Source organism: Microbacterium sp. LKL04, from assembly GCF_900102005.1.
In the GTDB taxonomy this organism is placed as follows: Bacteria; Actinomycetota; Actinomycetes; order Actinomycetales; family Microbacteriaceae; genus Microbacterium.
Genome location: NZ_LT627736.1, coordinates 1,401,439 through 1,418,388 on the forward strand (window position 1 = coordinate 1,401,439; position 16,950 = coordinate 1,418,388).

The window sequence follows — 16,950 nt, forward strand, 5'->3', positions numbered from 1 at the left end:
ATGGCGCTCTCCGTTGATCCGCTCTGGCCGCGCGCCGGCGACTGGCCCGCACCGAAGGGACGAGTGGATGCCGCGATCCTCGGCCTCCCTGCCTTCCGCACGTCGCTGTCGCCCACCGGTGCGCACGCGACGCCGACCGCGGTCCGCGAGGCGTTGCGCCGGTTCAGCCCGACGCTGCTCGGCCCTCCCCCGGTCGACCTGAACGACGCGCTCCGGATCGCGGATGCCGGTGACGTCGACGACCCCGACGGGCCCGAAGGCGAGGCCCGGGTGCGCGAGCGGGTCCGCGCACTGCGTGCCGACGCGGGCCTCGTGATCGCGCTCGGCGGCGACAACTCGGTGACGTATGCGACCGCGCAGGGCGCGGACGTCTCGGGCCTCATCACCCTCGACGCGCACTTCGACCTGCGCGACGGCGTCTCCAACGGCTCCCCTGTCCGCCGCCTCGTCGAGGACGGTCTCGACCCCCGTCGGATCGTTCAGATCGGGATCGCCGACTTCGCCAACTCCGTCGCGTACGCGCAGCGCGCCGCGGACCTCGGCATCACCGTCATCACGCTCGACGAGGTCCGCCGCCGCGGCGCCGAGGACGTCATGATCCAGGCTCTGGCCGTCGCCGGAGCCGCGGGCGACGTGCACCTCGACATCGATGTGGACGTGTGCGACCGCTCCGTCGCGCCGGGGTGCCCGGCATCCGTCCCCGGCGGACTCGAGGCGTGGGAGCTCCGCGCCCTCGTTCGCGCGGCGACCGGCGACCGGCGCATCGTGAGCGCCGACGTCGTCGAGGTCGACGCGACGGCGGATGCCGCAGACGGCCGCACCGTCAGACTCGCCGCGCTCTGCGTCCTCGAACTCCTCGCCGGAAGGGCACTCGCATGATCACCCTCATCCTCGTCCGTCACGCAAAGAGCGACTGGGGCACCGGCCAGGACGACCACGAACGCCCGCTGAACGACCGCGGCAGGCGGGACGCGCCCGTGATGGCGCGACGCCTCGCCGCGACCGGCGTACGCCCCGCGCGCATCCTGTCGTCGACGGCCGTGCGGGCCCGGACGACGGCGCAGGCCTTCGCCGGCGCGCTCGGACTCGAGGTCGAGACCGATGAGGGCTTGTACGGTGCTCCCGGGTCGCGTCTGCTCGCGACGGCCGCGGCGAGCGGCGTGACCGATGTCCTCGTCGTCGCCCACGATCCAGGGATGACGGTGCTCGCCGAGCAGCTGTCGGACGGCGGCATCGGCGAGATGCCGACGTGCGCGGTGGCCACGTTCACCTGGGACACGGACGACTGGGACGTCGCGACGTCCGTGCCGCCGGCTCGGTGGAGCGTCGACACCCCGCGGGACGTCAGCGCGGACTGAGCTCCTCGACGCCGCGGTAGACGCGGCGCACGAGCGGCACGCCCGGCCGATAGGCGAGGTGGCGCCTGCTCGGCGCGTCGAGCACGACCAGATCGGCACGCGCACCCGGGCCGAGGTGACCGACGTCGCCGCGGCGCAGGGCACGCGCTCCCCCGGCCGTCGCCGCCCACACCGCCTCACCGACGGTCATCGCCATCTCGCGCACCGCGAGGGCGATCATTAGCGGCATCGAGCTCGTGAAGCTCGACCCGGGGTTGCAGTCGCTCGCGAGCGCCACGGTCACACCGGCGTCGATGAGCCGGCGCGCGTCGGGGTACGGCTGCCGCGTCGAGAACTCGACACCCGGCAGGAGGGTCGCGACGGTATCGGATCCCGCGAGCGCCGCGATGTCGGCATCCGTCAGGTGGGTGCAGTGGTCGACGGATGCCGCACCCAGCCGCACCGCCAGCTGCACGCCAGGCCCCTCGCCGAGCTGATTGCCGTGCACGCGGACGCCGAGCCCGGCATCCGCTCCCGCGCGGAGGATGCGCTCGCTCTCGGCCTCGGTGAAGGCGCCGCGCTCGCAGAACACGTCGACCCAGCGCACGTACGGCCTGGCGGCGGCGAGCATGCCGTCGCACACGAGGTCGACGTACGCCGCACGGTCCGCCCCCTCGGGCACGACGTGCGCGCCGAGGTAGGTCACCTCGTCGGTGACCTCGGCCGCGAGTCGCGCGAGCCGCGCCTCGCCGTCGACGGTGAGGTCGTAGCCCGTCTTGACCTCGAACGTCGTCGTCCCCTGCGCGTGCAGTTCGGCGACGAGCGCGGCGAGTCGAGCGCGCAGCTCGTCGTCCGTCGCCGCACGTGTCGCCGCGACGGTGCGACGGATGCCGCCCGCGGCATACGGCACGCCGGTCATCCGCGCCTCGAATTCATCCGCGCGGTCGCCGGCGAACACGAGGTGCGTGTGACTGTCGACGAAGCCCGGGATCACGGCGTGGCCGCCGAGGTCGACGCGCGCGACCTCAGCCTCTGACCGCGAGACTGCAGCGGCAGGCCGAGACGTCGGCAGCAGACCGCTGTCTCGGCGCGCGATTGCAGTCTCGGCGTCAGTGGCCGCACCCGACCACGCGACCCGGCCCCCGTCGACGAGGAGGGCGGCGTCGGCGATCGTCGCGGTGGGGGCCGCGGCATCCGCGTTCGTCGTCAGTTCGGCGATGCCGGTGAACAGCGTCGCCACGTCACGCGTCCAGCATCGGGACGGTCAGGCCGCGCTCGCGGGCGACCTCCTTCGCGCGGTCGTAGCCGGCGTCGACGTGGCGCATGACGCCCGTGCCCGGGTCGTTGACCAGGACCCGCGCGAGCTTCTCGGCGGCGAGCGGCGTGCCGTCGGCGACGGTGACCTGACCGGCGTGAATGGAACGCCCGATGCCGACGCCGCCGCCGTGGTGGATCGACACCCACGCAGCGCCCGATGCGGTGTTCAGCAGCGCGTTGAGCAGCGGCCAGTCGGCGATCGCGTCGGAACCGTCGGCCATCGCCTCGGTCTCGCGGTAGGGGCTCGCGACGGAGCCCGCGTCGAGGTGGTCGCGGCCGATGACGATGGGACCCGACAGCTCGCCCGACGCGACCATCTCGTTGAACTTGAGCCCCGCGAGGTGGCGCTCCTGGTACCCGAGCCAGCAGATGCGGGCCGGGAGGCCCTCGAAGCGGACCTTCTCGGCGGCTTTCCCGAGCCAGCGGTGCAGGGCGGCATCCTCGGGGAAGAGCTCCGCGACGGCGCGGTCGGTCTTCGCGATGTCCTCGGGGTCGCCCGACAGCGCGACCCAGCGGAACGGTCCCTTGCCCTCCGCGAACAGCGGCCGGATGTAGGCAGGGACGAACCCCGGGAAGGCGAAGGCGCGGTCGTAGCCGCCGAGCTCGGCCTCGCGGCGGATCGAGTTGCCGTAGTCGAAGACCGCGGCCCCGGCATCCTGGAATCCGACCATCGCCTCGACGTGCCGCGCCATCGACGCGCGGGACCGCTCCGTGAAGCCCTCGGGGTCGGCGGATGCCGCGCCCTTCCAGTCCTCGAATGCGACGCCCGAGGGGAGGTAGGCGAGCGGGTCGTGCGCGCTCGTCTGGTCGGTCACGATGTCGATCGGGATGCCGCGGGCCAAAAGCTCCGGGAAGACGTCGGCCGCGTTCCCCACGACGCCGATGGACCGCGCCTCGCCGGCGTCCTTCGCAGCCACGGCGCGCTCGATCGCGGCGTCGAGGTCGGCGGTGTGCTCGTCGAGGTAGCCGTGCTCGACGCGGCGGCGCAGGCGGGACTCGTCGACGTCGACGACGAGCACCGCTCCCCCGTTCATCGTGACGGCGAGCGGCTGCGCGCCACCCATGCCGCCCGCGCCACCGGTGAGCGTGAGCGTGCCGGCGAGCGAGTCGCGGCCGAGCGAGCGCGCAACGGCGGCGAACGTCTCGTACGTGCCTTGCAGGATGCCCTGCGTGCCGATGTAGATCCAGGAGCCCGCGGTCATCTGCCCGTACATCGTCAGGCCGAGGTGCTCGAGGCGGCGGAACTCGGGCCACGTCGCCCAGTCCCCGACGAGGTTCGAGTTCGCGATGAGCACCCGGGGCGCCCACTCGTGCGTGCGGAACACGCCGACCGGCTTGCCGGACTGCACGAGCAGCGTCTCGTCGGGCTCGAGCTCGTCGAGGGTGCGGACGATCGCGTCGTACGCCTCCCACGTGCGGGCCGCCTTGCCGGTGCCGCCGTAGACGACGAGGTCCTCGGGGTGCTCGGCGACCTCGGGGTCGAGGTTGTTCATCAGCATCCGCTTCGCCGCCTCGGCGCCCCAGCTCTTCGCTGTCCTCTCGGCGCCTCGCTCCGCTCGGACGCTGCGGGTCGTGGTCGTGTCGGTCATGCCGGTGCTCCTTCGGACGGCGGGACGCTCGGGCGGGGATCTGCGCCCGGGCGGAGGGATTCGGGGTGGTTCGTCCTTGCGGCGGCGGATGTCCGCTCCGCGGCGGGTCCGAACGCGGTGCGGGCGACCTCGCCCGAGACGACGAGCTGCGTCGCGGCCTCGATGTCCGGGGCGACGAAGCGGTCGGGCCCGGGCCCCGCGACGACCGTGCGGACGAGGTCACGGACGGCCCCGGTGACCGGCGCAGGCTGCAGCGGGGCGCGCAGGTCGAGGGCGCGGCATCCCGTCACCACCTCGATCGCGAGCACGCGGGCGAGGCCGTCGATCGCGCGGCGGAGCTTGCGGGCGGCGGCCCACCCCATCGAGACGTGGTCCTCCTGCATGGCCGACGACGGGATCGAGTCGACGGATGCCGGCACCGCGAGTCGCTTGAGCTCCGAGACGATGCCCGCCGCGGCGTACTGCGCGATCATCAGGCCGCTGTCGACGCCGACCTCGTCGGCGAGGAACGGCGGCAGCCCGTTGCTGCGCGTACGGTCGAGCGCCCGGTCAGTGCGGCGCTCGGAGATCGAGGCGACGTCGGCCACGGCGATCGCGAGGAAGTCGAGGACGTACGCGACCGGCGCTCCGTGGAAGTTGCCGTTCGACTCGACGCGACCGTCGGGCGTGACGACGGGGTTGTCGACGGCCGAAGCCAGCTCGCGCTCGGCGACCATCCGGGCGTGGTCGAGGGTGTCGCGCGCGGCGCCGTGCACCTGCGGCGAGCAGCGGAGCGAGTAGGCGTCCTGCACGCGGGTGCAGACGGCCGGATCGCGGTGGCTCGCGACGATCGGCGAGTCGGCGAGCGCGTGGCGCAGGTTCGCGGCCGACACGGCCTGCCCCGACTGCGGGCGGAGTGCCATGAGGTCCGCGGCGAAGACGGCGTCGGTGCCGAGCTGACTCTCGACCGACAGGGCGGCGGCCAGGTCGGCGGTCGCCAGCAGGGTGTCGAGGTCGGCGAGGGCGAGCGACAGCATCCCGAGCATGCCGTCGGTGCCGTTGATGAGGGCGAGCCCCTCCTTCTCCTCGAGGACGAGGGGACGGATGCCGCTGGCCGCGAGCGCCTCGGCGGCGTCAACCTTCGTGCCGTCCGCCGTGCGGACCGGCCCCTCGCCGAGCGCGGCGAGCGCGATGTGCGAGAGCGGGGCGAGATCGCCGGAGCAGCCGAGCGAGCCGTACTCGTGCACGATCGGGGTGATCCCGGCGTTGAGCATCGCGGCGTACGTCTCGACGACCACGGGGCGGACGCCGGTGCGGCCGGTCGCGAGGGTCTGCAGGCGCAGCAGGTGCAGGGCGCGGACCACCTCGCGCTCGACCTCGGGTCCGGTCCCGGCGGCGTGCGAGCGGATGAGGCTCGCCTGCAGCTGGCGGCGCCGGTCGGTCGCGATGAACGTCGTCGCGAGCGCGCCGAAGCCGGTCGAGATGCCGTAGTGCGGGTGGGGATCGTCGGCGAGCCGCTCGATGAGCGCGCGGGTCTCGGCGGTGCGGGCGAGCGCCGCGTCCGAGACGACGACGTGCGCGTCGTGGCGGGCGACGGCGACGACCTCGGCGGGGGTGAGCGGGGCGTCCGCGAGGACGACGGCGGTGAGGACGGGCATGCGTCGATTCCAGCGCGCGGCGACGGTCCGCGGGAGGCGGACGTGGCATCCTGTGTCTGTGATCCCAGACAAGCCGCGGGCGCCGATCCCAGACAAGCCGCAGGCGCCGGCCCCCGACAGGCCCAAGGTCCCCGCGGCGGATCAGACGCTCCGCATCCTGAGCTTCCTTGCGCACCAGCGCGGGCCCGTCGCGGCGCAGACGATCGCGACGCACCTCGAGCTGCCTCGATCGACGGTGTACCACCTGCTCGCGGCGATGGCGGCGCACGGGTTCGTCGTGCACCTCGACGGCGACCGCCGCTGGGGACTCGGTACCGCCGCGTTCGAGCTCGCCGGCGGCTACGCGCGGCAGGAGCCGCTCGCACGGCTGGGACGCCCCATCGTCGCGCAACTCGCCGACCGCGCCGGCGAAAGCGCGCACCTCGCCGTCATGACCGGGCGCGACGTCCTGTACATCGTCGAGGAACGAGCCCCGCGACGCCCCGCCCTCATCACCGACGTCGGCGTGCGGCTGCCGGCGCACCTGACGGCGACCGGCCGCGCGATGCTCGCCGCACTCCCCCGCGAGCAGGTCCGCGCATTGTTCCCCGACGCGGCATCCCTCTCTGTGCAGCGCACCGGCCGCGGGCCCGCTCGGCCCGGCGAGCTGCGGGAACTCCTCCGGCAGGCCCGCGCCGACGGTCATGCGACCGAGGACGGCGAGGTGACGCTGGGCTTCCGCTCCGTCGGCGTCGCCGTCCGCGACCACGCCGACTGGCCGGCCGCCGCGATCGCCGTCACCTGGCCGGACGGCTCGCCCGCCGACCCCGACCGCCTCGCCGCGCTCGCGAAGGACGCGGCGGCCGAACTCTCCCGCCGCATCGGCCGGCGATAGCCACATGGACGCGGCACCAACCTCGGAGATTCCGTCGTTCGCGGTGCGAAAAGGCGGGTTCCCGCCCGCAACGACCGAGAACTCCGCGGTTGTTGCCCGGCGCCTCGCGCAGGCGCGCGTGGGTCCACTCCTCGCAACCCGGGCTCCTGGCGGCGGCACCGGCCCGATACCCGGCGGACTAACAGCGGAGATACCCGCCGACGCGCCGAGGGCGACGCCGACACCCACGGCGTGTCGCGCGGATGTCCGCGGCAGGCACAGCGCTGGAGGCAGCACGAGCTTCGGCCGACAACCGCGCCCCGGCCTCCTTCAGCGCACGACGAGGCGCGGCTGCACGAGGACGTGCCCCTCACCCTCGCCCGCGGCGCGTCGTTCGATGCGGGCGCCGCCGGCCATCAGCAGGTCGAGGGCGCCGGCGGCGACGAGCTCAGGCAGCTGCTCGACGCTCGCGAGCCCCAGGGCCTCGGCCGCGGGGGTGTTGTCGAAGCCGATGATCGCGAGGTCCGGGCGCTGCGCCGCGACCGCCGCCACGTGGGCTCCGACGGCGAGGGTGTCGCTCGCGCAGACGACGGCGTCGACCTCGGTCGTCGCGAGCAGATCGCGGACCCGCTCGCGCGCGTCGGCGACCCGCTCCTCGACCGACAGGCGCAGATCCGGGCGGGCACCGGCATCCGTCATCGCGTCGCGCCACCCGCGCTCGCGGTCGTCTCCCGTCGGCGATCCTGCGGGCCAGCCGAGGAACGCGACTCGCGGGCCGACGGTCAGCGCGTGCTCGGTGGCGGCCCGCGTGCCCGATGCGCCGTCGACGTCGACCCACAGGTGCGCGGACTCGTCGGGTGAGGCGGCATCCCACGGCCTGCCGAACGACACGAAGGGCACACCGCGCTCGGTGAGCCAGGCGATCCGCCGGTCGTCGTACCGGGTGCCCGTGACGACGACGGCCTCGACGTCGCCGGCGTGGACGAGGTCGGACATCCGCCGGATCTCCTCGTCCTGATCGGATGCCGCATACACGAGCACGCGCAGTCCTCGGTCGCCGGCGCTCTCGGTGAGCGCGTGGACGAACCGGTCGAGCACAACGCCGGAGATTCCACCGGCGTACGGATCGAGGTGGATGCCGATGGTCGCGCTCCGCTGCGTGCGGAGCCGCCGCGCGGAGGCGTGCGGTGAGTAGCCGAGGCGCGAGATCGCCTCCTGCACGCGTTCGCGTGTCGCGGTCTTCACGATGGCGGGCGAGTTGAGGACGTTGCTGACGGTCTGACGCGACACACCGGCCGCCGTGGCGACGTCCTCGATCGTTATCGACTTTTCACTCATCGACGCATCCCGCCCCCTTGACAGTGATGGGACCACCCTCTTACGTTGGTCAGCATTCCACAATTTGATCGTTCAAAGTCGACCGAGATCAGCACGGTCGGAACGATCGCAGCACCGGGATCGAAGGAGATACGGACATGCGACACAGCAGACGACTCATGGCGCTCGGCGGCATCGGCCTCGCCGCCACACTCGCCCTCGCGGGATGCGGAGGCTCGGGCTTCGACGACGGCCCAGCTGCATCCGGCTCCGCCGACGGCGGCGGGCTCACCTCATCCGACGACGCCCTCACGATCATGATCGGCTCGTCCGGCGACGCCGAGACGGCCGCGGTCAAGGAGGCCGTTGCGGCCTGGTCGAAGGACTCCGGCGTCGACGCCGAGGTCATCGCCGCCACGGACCTCACCCAGCAGCTCTCGCAGGGCTTCGCCGGCGGCAACCCGCCGGACCTGTTCTACCTCGCGACCGAACTGCTCGCCGGGTACGCCGACAACGGGTCGGTGATCGCCTACGGCGACCAGCTCGAGAACAAGGACGACTTCTACCCGTCGCTCGTCACCAACTTCACCTACGACGACGAGTTCTACTGCGCGCCCAAGGACTTCTCGACGCTGCAGCTCATCATCAACAAGAACCTGTGGGATGACGCGGGCCTCACGGATGCCGACATCCCGACCGACTGGGACTCGCTGGCCGCAGCGGCGAAGAAGCTGACCTCGGGCGACACCACGGGTCTCGTCTTCAGCGGCGAGTACCAGCGGGTGGGCGCCTTCATGGCAGAGGCCGGCGGCCGACTGGTCTCGGAGGACGGCGCCACCGCCGTCGCCGACAGTCAGGAGAACACCGACGCCCTCGCCTACGTCAAGGAGCACCTCGCCGACGGCACGTTCGCCTACGCCGCCGACGTCGGTGCGGGTTGGGGCGGTGAGGCGTTCGGCAAGCAGCTGGGCGCCATGACGATCGAGGGCAACTGGATCACCGGCGCGCTCGGCGACTACCCCGACGTCGACCCGCTCGTCGTCGAGCTGCCCGCCGGCCCTGCCGGCAAGGGCACCCTGCAGTTCACGAACTGCTGGGGCATGGCCGCCGACAGTCCCAACCAGGAGGCCGCTCTCAGCCTCGTCGAGTACTTGACGACCGCCGAGCAGCAGCTCGCGTTCTCGAAGGCGTTCGGCCCGATGCCGTCGGTCCAGTCCGCCGCCGATCAGTGGACCACCGACAACCCCGACCTCGCCGCGTTCCTCGCCGGCGCGGACTACGCCCAGGGCGTGCCGACCAACGACGGCGTGTCCGACGTCTTCACCGACTTCAACGCGCAGCTGGCGACTCTGAAGGACGGCGACCCCGCCACGATCCTGCAGAGCGTCCAGTCCAACCTCGAGGCGATCGTCGGCTGACATGGCCTCGCCCGTCACCACCGAACGGGCACCCGAGAAGACCCCTCGCCGCGACCACCGCTCACACGGTCTGCGTCGCGGCGAGGGTGTCGCCGGGTGGCTGTTCGTCTCCCCCGTCGTCGTGATCCTCGGGGTGTTCCTGTTCCTCCCCGTCCTCATGGCGCTCTGGGTGAGCGTCTCGGACTGGGGCGGCCGCGGTAGCCCGCTCTCGCCGAACGTCGACTTCGTGGGGCTCGACAATTACGGCGAGCTGACCTCGGGCCAAGGGTTGCGCAGTCGCGACTTCGGCACGGCGCTGCGCAACAACGCCTGGTACGTCTTCCTCGTCGTCCCCCTCCAGACAGCGCTGTCGCTGTTCCTCGCGGTTCTCGTCAGCCGCCGGATGATGAGGGCGCGCGGATTCTTCCGCACCGCCTTCTACTTCCCGTCCGTGACGAGCTCGGTCGCGATCACGGTGCTGTGGATCTTCCTCTTCAGCGCCGCCGGACCCGTCAACGCGCTGATCGCGGCCGTCACCGGCGGCAAGGGACCGAACTGGTTCAACGACCCCCGCGGCATCGTGCACCTGCTGTTCGGCGCCTTCGGAGTGGATGCCGCGCCCGCCGCGATCTCTCAGCCGGGCTTCCTGGGTCTCTCGGGCTGGGACTGGATCGCCGGCCCCTCTGTCGCGATGAGCGCCTTCATCCTCATGGCGGTGTTCACGACGAGCGGCACGTTCATGCTGCTGTTCATCGCGGCCCTCCAGAACGTCGGCTACGAGCTGACGGAGGCGGGGATGATGGACGGCGCGAGCGCCTGGCAGCGCTTCTGGCGGATCACGCTCCCCCAGTTGCGGCCGACGCTCTTCACCGTCATCACGCTCGGACTCATCGGCTGCTGGCAGGTGTTCGACCAGATCTACACCGGCACCAAGGGCCAACCGGGAAAGACCACCATCACGCCCGCCTACCTCTCGTACACGTCGGCGTTCAGCAATCAGGACTGGGGCATCGGCGCCGCGATCGCCTTCATCCTGTTCCTCATCATCATCGCGTTCACGCTCTTCCAGCGGTGGCTCCTGCGGGAGCGACCCGTCTCGAAGCGCCGCATCCGCGCCTACACGCCGAAGGGGGCACGGTCGTGACCGACAGCAGAACCCTCGCTCGCACGAAGACGCTCACCGACGAGCCGATCGGCCGCGCGCCGCGGCGTCGGAGCCGGCTCACCCCGGCGTCCCGTGTCGGCCAGATCGCGCTGTACAGCATCCTCGCCCTGCTCGCCCTCGTCTACATCTACCCGTTCCTCGTGCAGGTGGCGACCTCGTTCAAGAGCGAGCAGGAAGCGGCATCCAACCCCATCTCGCTGGTCCCGCAGACCTTCACGACGGCCGCGTACGAGCGGCTGTTCCTCAACAGCGACTTCCCGCTCTGGTTCGCCAACTCGGCGGTGGTCACGATCCTCGTCACCCTCGGGCGCGTGTTCTTCGTCTCGCTCGCCGGGTACGCGCTCGCCCGGCTGCGCTTCCGCGGGCGCGGTCTGATCTTCGCTCTCGTGGTCGGGGTCATGGCGGTGCCCTCGGTCGTTCTGTTGATCCCGCGGTTCCTCGTGCTGAACCAGCTCGGGATGTACGACTCGTACGCCGGCATGGTCCTGCCGCTCCTGGTCGACGCGGCAGGCGTGTTCATCATGAAGAACTTCTTCGAGTCGATCCCGCCGTCGGTCGAGGAGCAGGCGCGCATCGACGGCGCCGGGACCTTCCGGGTCTACTGGTCCGTCGTTCTGCCGATGGCGCGGCCGGCGCTGATCACGATCGTGATCCTGTCGTTCCAGGGATCATGGAACGAGTTGACCCACTTCATCGTGTCGGTGCAGTCGCCCGAGCTCTTCCCGCTCACCCGAGGGGTGGCGAGCCTGTCGTCGGGGCAGCTGAGTCAGGGCACGCAGTATCCGCTGAAGCTCGCCGCCGCCGCGCTCATGACTATCCCCGTCGCGGTGGTCTTCTTCATCTTCCAGAAGCGCATCATGAACACCTCCGAAGGAGCAGTCAAGGGATGACCGCAGGCCTCCAGCCCTTCCTGTCCGACGCCGTCGTCGTCCTCCGCGCGCCCACCCAGGTGTGGTCCCGCGCGGACGGCGAGATCGGCGCCCCCTCCCCCGACACCGGATCGATCGACGGCGTCTTCCACGGCGACACGCGCTTCATCCGCGCGACCCGCGTCCGCTACGGGACGGATGCCGCGACCCACGCGCCGGAATGGATCTCACGCTCGGCGGACTCGGCATCCGATGCGCGGTTCGAGGCGCTTCTGCGGCGAATCGACGACCGCACGCCGGACCCGAAGATCCGGCTGACCCGACGCCGCGTCGTCGCCGACGGACGGATGACCGAGGAGTTCACCCTCTTCTCGCATCTGGCGGAACCGGTCGAGCTCGCGATCGAGGTCACCGTGACCCCCGACGCGACGCCGATGCAGCTGGTCAAATCCGGCACGGGCGGCGGTGCCCCGATCGAGCGGACCTCCGCGGGCGACGCCGTCGAGCTGACGGCGGGCGAATCGTCGATGCGGCTGCAGGCGCCCGGCGCCGAGGTGACCGAGGCCGGCGACGACCTCGCCCTGACATGGCGCGTGACCTGCCCGCCGCGGTCGTCCGTCACGGTGTCGTGGCGCGTCGACCTCGACGACCCGTCGCTCGTGGTCCGGGGGACGACGCGACAGGTCGACTGGGCGCTCGAACCGGTCGAGGGGATCGACCCGCGGCTGTTCCGCTGGCTCCGTCAAGCGCTCGACGACCTCGACGCCCTGCGGCTCACGTTGCCGGGCAATCCCGACGAGTACTTCGCCGCCGGCGCGCCGTGGTTCTTCACCCTCTTCGGGCGGGATTCGCTGTGGGCGGCGAGACTGTTCCTCTCCGTCGATCCGGGGATGGCGGCATCCACTCTGCGGGTCCTCGGGCGACTGCAGGGCTCCACCGCCGACCCGGCGACCGCCGAGCAGCCGGGCAAGATCGCCCACGAGCTGCGCGCCGGCACCCTCACGATGCCCGGCGAGGGCATCTCGCTGCCGCCCCTGTACTACGGCACCGTCGACGCGACCCCGCTGTGGATCACCCTCCTCGCCGAAGCGCACGAGGCCGGGATGCCGGAGGCCGAGGTCCGCGACCTCCTCCCCACGATGCACGATGCGCTCGACTGGGTGATCGCGTCCGCGAACGCCGACGGCTTCCTCGACTACGTCGACGAGACCGGCCACGGCCTGTCGAATCAGGGCTGGAAGGACTCGGGCGACTCGATCCAGTGGCGCGACGGGTCGCTCGCGAACGGCCCCATCGCGCTCTCGGAGGTGCAGGGCTACGCCTATGAGGCGGCGGTCCGTGCCGCCGATCTGCTGGACTCGCTCGAAGAGGACGGCGCTGAGCGTCTGCGGTCGTGGGCAGCCGAGCTCCGCACCCGCTTCCGCGAGCGCTTCTGGGTCGAGACCCCGGAGGGTCGCTACCCGGCGATCGCCCTCGACCGCGACGGCCGGGCGGTGGACACCCTGACCTCGAACGCAGGTCACCTGCTGGGCACGGGCATCCTCGACCTCGACGAGGAGCGCACGGTCGCCGATCTGCTCATCGGTCCGTCGATGTCGTCGGGCTTCGGCCTGCGCACGATGTCGACGGATGCCGGGGGGTACTGGCCGCTCAGCTATCACGGCGGCAGCGTCTGGGCGCACGACACGGCCATCGTCGCGCGAGGCATGGCGCGCGCGGGCCTCGCGGACCAGGCTCGCGAGCTCGTCGACGGAATGCTGGCGGCCGCCGAGGCGTTCGCGTATCGCATGCCGGAGCTCCATGCCGGTGACGCCGCGAGCGACGTCACCGTGCCCGCTCCCTACCCCGCGGCCTGCCGACCGCAGGCCTGGTCGGCGGCCGCGGCGGTCGTCTGCCACGAGATCCTCACAGCTCCCCGCTGACAGAGACCCGGCGGGGGTGGAGACTGGCATCCGACTCGACCCCCAACCGGAGGATGCATGCCGCGCAAACTCGCTTCGATCGCGGACCACGTGGGCAGGATGGGCCGCACCCGGATGGGGGCGCTGCTCCTGCTGATCGCCACCGCCGCCGCCATCGTGTGGGCGAACATCTCCTCCGAGACCTACAACGGGTTCTGGGACACCCACCTGATGATCGGGCTCGGCGACATCCAGCTCGACTTCACGCTTCATGCGCTCGTCAACGACGCGCTGATGGCGATCTTCTTCTTCACCGTCGGTCTCGAGGTGAGGCGGGAGTTCGCCATCGGCGAGCTCACCAGCTGGTCGCGCGCCGTCGTCCCCGTCGTGGCGGCCGTCGCGGGACTCGCCCTCCCCGCCCTGCTGTTCGTCCTCATCGCGGGTCCGAGCGGGAACGCGGATGCCTGGGGCGTCGTCATCTCCACCGACACGGCCTTCCTCGTGGGCGCTTTGGCGCTCATCGGTCCGCGCGGTTCGGGACGCCTGCGGGTGTTCCTCCTCGCTCTCGCCGTCGTCGACGACATCGGAGCGCTCAGCATCATCGCGCTCGTCTACACCGAGACGTTCACGCCGATGCCGCTCGTGATCGCGGCGGTCGGCCTCGCCGGCATCTACCTCGTCCGCTACGTGCGCGCCGGACGCGGCCCCATCTACGCGACCCTCGCCATCGTGGTCTGGCTCGCGTTCCTCGCCTCCGGCGTCCACCCCACCCTCGCCGGCGTCGCCATCGCCCTGCTCGTGCCGGTCTACCGGCCCGACCGCCGCGACGTCGAGCACGCCCTCGAACTCGCCCGCACCTTCCGGCAGTCCCCGAGCACCGAGTACGCCCGCGCCGCGGCGAACAGCCTCCGCGAGTCGATCTCGATCAACGAACGGCTGCAGACCGCGTACGCGCCGTATGTCGCCTACGTCATCCTGCCGCTGTTCGCACTCGCGAACGCCGGCGTCTCGCTCAGCCCCGACATCCTCGCGGCCGCCGTGACCTCCCCGCTCACCTGGGGCGTCGTCGTCGGCCTGGTCGCCGGCAAGCTCGTCGGGATCTGGGGGTCGACCGCCGTCCTCAAAGTCCTGAAGATCGGCGACTTCGGCCCGGGGCTCTCGCTCGACCGGATCGGCGGCGGTGCGGCCCTCGCCGGGATCGGCTTCACGATCTCGCTCTTCATCATCGACCTCGCGATCGAGGACCCCGACGCGCAGAACCAGGCGCGCGTGGGGGTGCTCGCGGCATCCGTCATCGCCCTCGCCCTCGGCACCGTCCTGTTCCGCATCGCGGACGCCCGGAGCCCCGAGGAGGAGGTCGGCCAGACGCTCGTGCGTCCTGTCGACCCGCGGCGCGACCACATCTTCGGGTCCGCCGACGCCCCGTACGAGATCGTCGAGTACGGCGACTTCCAATGCGGGTTCTGCCTCAAGGCGTCGGGGTCGATCCAGGAGGTCATGGACGAACTCGGACCGAACCTCCGCTACGTGTGGCGCCACGCTCCCCTCACGGTGCAGCACCCCAACGCCCTCGCCGGGGCGGAGGCCTCGGAGGCGGCGGCGAAGCAGGACAAGTTCTTCGAGTTCGAGCGGGGGCTGTTCGCCGACCAGGACAACCAGCTCCCGTCCGACATCGTGCGCCTCGCCGCACGTCTCGGGCTCGACGTGCCGAGGTTCGAGCGCGACCTCACCGCGCCCGACGTGGCGAGTCGCGTCCGCGACGACATGTTCGACGCCGAGGCGATGAACATCCACTCCGTGCCGACGTTCTTCGTCAACGGCCGCCGTCACACCGGCCCGTACGACGCGCAGTCGCTCATCCGGGCGTTGCAGTCGGAATCCGACGCACCGGTCTCGCCCGCGGGTCGGTAGGTTGGGCGCCATGGCGCAAGAAAACGCTCCCATGACGATGGACGCGATGATGTCGCCCGACCTCTCCGACATGCACTGGCAGCGGCTGGTGGCCGCCGCCGTGCCCCAGGACGTCGAGGTCGGCGACTACGTCTTCCGCACCGGCGAAGCGGGCTACGACCTCATCGTCGTCGAGTCGGGCGAGATCGAGATCGTCCGCGACGCGCTCCGCTGGATCGGCGAGGCGGTCATCACGACGGTCGGCCCCGGCCGGTTCGCCGGGGAGCTCGGCATCCTGAACGGCCAGAGCGCGTTCCTGTCGGCCCGGGTGACCAAGGCCGGCCGCGTGCACCGCCTGTCCCGCGCCGCGCTCCGGGAGATCATGAGCGAGGACGACGAGCTCTGCGACCTCATCCTGCACGCGCTGTGGGCGCGGCGCGAGTCGCTGCGGACGGGACCCGCCGCCATGACGCTCAAGTTCGTCGGCACGACGACGTCGAACGACTTCCTGTCGCTCCGGCGCTTCGCCGAGCGGCTCGACCTCGTCCACAAGGCCGTCGCCCTCGCGCCGAGCGACCTCGATACGCTCGACGCGCACGAAGTCACCGCCGCAGACCTTCCCGTCGCCTATGTCCAGGGCGAGCCGATCCCCCGTGCCACCCCAGGACTCGTCGCGGAGCGCCTCGGCCTCAGCTACCGGTCGGAGTCCGATGAGATCGTCGACCTCGTCGTGGTCGGCGGCGGCCCCGCCGGACTCGCCGCCGCCATCTACGGCGCCTCGGAAGGACTGAGCACCGTACTGCTCGACGCCGTCGCGCCGGGCGGGCAGGCGGCATCCACGTCCCGCATCGAGAACTTCCTCGGGTTCCCCTTCGGCGTGAGCGGCGGTGACCTCATCGGTCAGGCCGTCCTGCAGGCGCTGAAGTTCGGGGTCCGCGTGTACGCGCCGTGCGAGGCGGTCGCACTCGCCCAGGTCGGCCCGGATCTGCTCGATGTCACCCTCTCCGACGACCGCGTCATCCGCGCGCGCAGCGCCATCGTCACCTCGGGGGCGGCCTACCGCCGACTCGCCCTCGACCGGTGGGAGGACTTCGAGCGCTCCGGGGTCTACTACGCCGCGACGCCGCTCGAGCTGCGCCAGGTGCAGAACAAGCCGGTCGTCGTCGTCGGCGGCGCGAACTCCGCCGGGCAGGCCGCGCTCTATCTCGCCGCCCACGGCTCCCCCGTGCACCTCGTCATCCGCGGCACGGACCTCCGCACCCGGATGTCCAGCTATCTGGCCGACCGGCTCGCCGATGATCCGCGGGTGCAGGTGCACACGGCATCCCAGGTCACCGCACTCGACGGGAACGGGACCCTCGAATCCGTCACGATCGACTCGGCCGGCGCGGTCGATGCGCGCGGGCTGTTCTGCTTCATCGGGGCGGACCCCGCGACCTCGTGGCTGCCGGCCATCGACCGCGACACGGACGGGTTCATCCGGACCGGCACCGACGTGGCCGTGCAGTCGATCGCGCAGTGGCGAGACCTCGGGCGGGAGCCGTTCCCGTTCGAGACGTCCGCGCCGCGCGTGTTCGCCGCGGGCGACGTCCGTCGCGGATCCATGAAGCGCGTCGCCGCCGCCGTCGGCGAAGGATCGAGCGCCGTCGCCTCGGTGCACCGCGCCCTGGCCTACTGA

13 protein-coding genes are annotated in these 16,950 nt (G+C 71.7%); 9 read left to right on the forward strand and 4 right to left on the reverse strand.

From position 1 onward, the window contains the following. Both BLP38_RS06875 and BLP38_RS06880 read left to right on the forward strand, forming a co-directional pair. Entirely contained in the window at nt 1-879 is an 879-nt protein-coding gene (locus BLP38_RS06875) for an arginase family protein (RefSeq protein ID WP_172824669.1), read from the forward strand. Continuing rightward, nucleotides 876-1,358, forward strand: coding sequence for a SixA phosphatase family protein (locus BLP38_RS06880; protein WP_091354962.1), 483 nt, complete (start codon nt 876-878; stop codon nt 1,356-1,358). The genes BLP38_RS06875 and BLP38_RS06880 overlap by 4 nt, the downstream gene beginning before the upstream one ends. On the opposite strand, the gene hutI is transcribed toward BLP38_RS06880, so the two are convergent. From hutI to hutH, 3 genes are read right to left on the reverse strand one after another with little or no spacing between them, the layout of a single operon-like run. Further along, a complete protein-coding gene (gene hutI, locus BLP38_RS06885; RefSeq protein WP_091354965.1) occupies nt 1,345-2,577 on the reverse strand; it encodes an imidazolonepropionase in 1,233 nt (410 codons plus the stop codon). The two genes, BLP38_RS06880 and hutI, sit on opposite strands and share 14 nt — an antisense overlap. Nucleotide 2,578: 1 nt before the next feature. Beyond that, the gene (hutU, locus tag BLP38_RS06890) at nt 2,579-4,243 is read right to left on the reverse strand and encodes a urocanate hydratase (protein WP_091354967.1); all 1,665 of its coding nucleotides are present in this window, start codon (nt 4,241-4,243) and stop codon (nt 2,579-2,581) included. Beyond that, the gene (hutH, locus tag BLP38_RS06895) at nt 4,240-5,880 is read right to left on the reverse strand and encodes a histidine ammonia-lyase (protein WP_091354970.1); all 1,641 of its coding nucleotides are present in this window, start codon (nt 5,878-5,880) and stop codon (nt 4,240-4,242) included. Before hutH ends, hutU begins: the two co-directional genes overlap by 4 nt. 52 nt (nt 5,881-5,932) lie before the next feature. Between hutH and BLP38_RS06900 the strand changes: the two genes are divergently transcribed. Further along, complete coding sequence (locus BLP38_RS06900; RefSeq protein ID WP_442922941.1) at nt 5,933-6,754, forward strand: IclR family transcriptional regulator; 822 nt, start codon at nt 5,933-5,935, stop codon at nt 6,752-6,754. A gap of 309 nt (nt 6,755-7,063) precedes the next feature. On the opposite strand, the gene BLP38_RS06905 is transcribed toward BLP38_RS06900, so the two are convergent. Beyond that, nucleotides 7,064-8,071, reverse strand: a complete 1,008-nt coding sequence (locus BLP38_RS06905; RefSeq protein WP_091354973.1) for a LacI family DNA-binding transcriptional regulator — start codon at nt 8,069-8,071, stop codon at nt 7,064-7,066. A gap of 137 nt (nt 8,072-8,208) precedes the next feature. Between BLP38_RS06905 and BLP38_RS06910 the strand changes: the two genes are divergently transcribed. The 6 genes from BLP38_RS06910 to BLP38_RS06935 are packed head-to-tail and all read left to right on the forward strand — an operon-like array spanning nt 8,209 to nt 16,950. After that, nucleotides 8,209-9,468, forward strand: coding sequence for a sugar ABC transporter substrate-binding protein (locus BLP38_RS06910; RefSeq protein ID WP_091354975.1), 1,260 nt, complete (start codon nt 8,209-8,211; stop codon nt 9,466-9,468). A 1-nt stretch (nt 9,469) separates the two neighbouring features. Beyond that, entirely contained in the window at nt 9,470-10,591 is a 1,122-nt protein-coding gene (locus tag BLP38_RS06915; RefSeq protein ID WP_091354979.1) for a carbohydrate ABC transporter permease, read from the forward strand. Further along, nucleotides 10,588-11,502 (forward strand): carbohydrate ABC transporter permease, encoded by a 915-nt coding sequence (locus BLP38_RS06920; RefSeq protein WP_091354985.1) that lies wholly within the window; start codon nt 10,588-10,590, stop codon nt 11,500-11,502. The genes BLP38_RS06915 and BLP38_RS06920 overlap by 4 nt, the downstream gene beginning before the upstream one ends. Next, on the forward strand, nt 11,499-13,403 hold the full coding sequence (locus BLP38_RS06925; RefSeq protein WP_091354992.1) for a glycogen debranching N-terminal domain-containing protein: 1,905 nt from the start codon (nt 11,499-11,501) through the stop codon (nt 13,401-13,403). The genes BLP38_RS06920 and BLP38_RS06925 overlap by 4 nt, the downstream gene beginning before the upstream one ends. A gap of 57 nt (nt 13,404-13,460) precedes the next feature. Further along, nucleotides 13,461-15,293, forward strand: a complete 1,833-nt coding sequence (gene nhaA, locus BLP38_RS06930) for a Na+/H+ antiporter NhaA (RefSeq protein WP_091354997.1) — start codon at nt 13,461-13,463, stop codon at nt 15,291-15,293. A gap of 31 nt (nt 15,294-15,324) precedes the next feature. Continuing rightward, on the forward strand, nt 15,325-16,950 hold the full coding sequence (locus tag BLP38_RS06935; protein ID WP_091355001.1) for an FAD-dependent oxidoreductase: 1,626 nt from the start codon (nt 15,325-15,327) through the stop codon (nt 16,948-16,950).

Excerpts from the sequence above, each read along its gene's own strand:
- BLP38_RS06875 (WP_172824669.1), top strand. The coding sequence starts at position 1 with ATGGCGCTCTCCGTTGATCCGCTCTGGCCGCGCGCCGGCGACTGGCCC.
- BLP38_RS06880 (WP_091354962.1), top strand. The coding sequence starts at position 876 with ATGATCACCCTCATCCTCGTCCGTCACGCAAAGAGCGACTGGGGCACC.
- hutU (WP_091354967.1), bottom strand. The coding sequence starts at position 4,243 with ATGACCGACACGACCACGACCCGCAGCGTCCGAGCGGAGCGAGGCGCC.
- hutH (WP_091354970.1), bottom strand. The coding sequence starts at position 5,880 with ATGCCCGTCCTCACCGCCGTCGTCCTCGCGGACGCCCCGCTCACCCCC.
- BLP38_RS06905 (WP_091354973.1), bottom strand. The coding sequence starts at position 8,071 with ATGAGTGAAAAGTCGATAACGATCGAGGACGTCGCCACGGCGGCCGGT.
- BLP38_RS06910 (WP_091354975.1), top strand. The coding sequence starts at position 8,209 with ATGCGACACAGCAGACGACTCATGGCGCTCGGCGGCATCGGCCTCGCC.
- BLP38_RS06915 (WP_091354979.1), top strand. The coding sequence starts at position 9,470 with ATGGCCTCGCCCGTCACCACCGAACGGGCACCCGAGAAGACCCCTCGC.
- BLP38_RS06925 (WP_091354992.1), top strand. The coding sequence starts at position 11,499 with ATGACCGCAGGCCTCCAGCCCTTCCTGTCCGACGCCGTCGTCGTCCTC.
- nhaA (WP_091354997.1), top strand. The coding sequence starts at position 13,461 with ATGCCGCGCAAACTCGCTTCGATCGCGGACCACGTGGGCAGGATGGGC.
- BLP38_RS06935 (WP_091355001.1), top strand. The coding sequence starts at position 15,325 with ATGACGATGGACGCGATGATGTCGCCCGACCTCTCCGACATGCACTGG.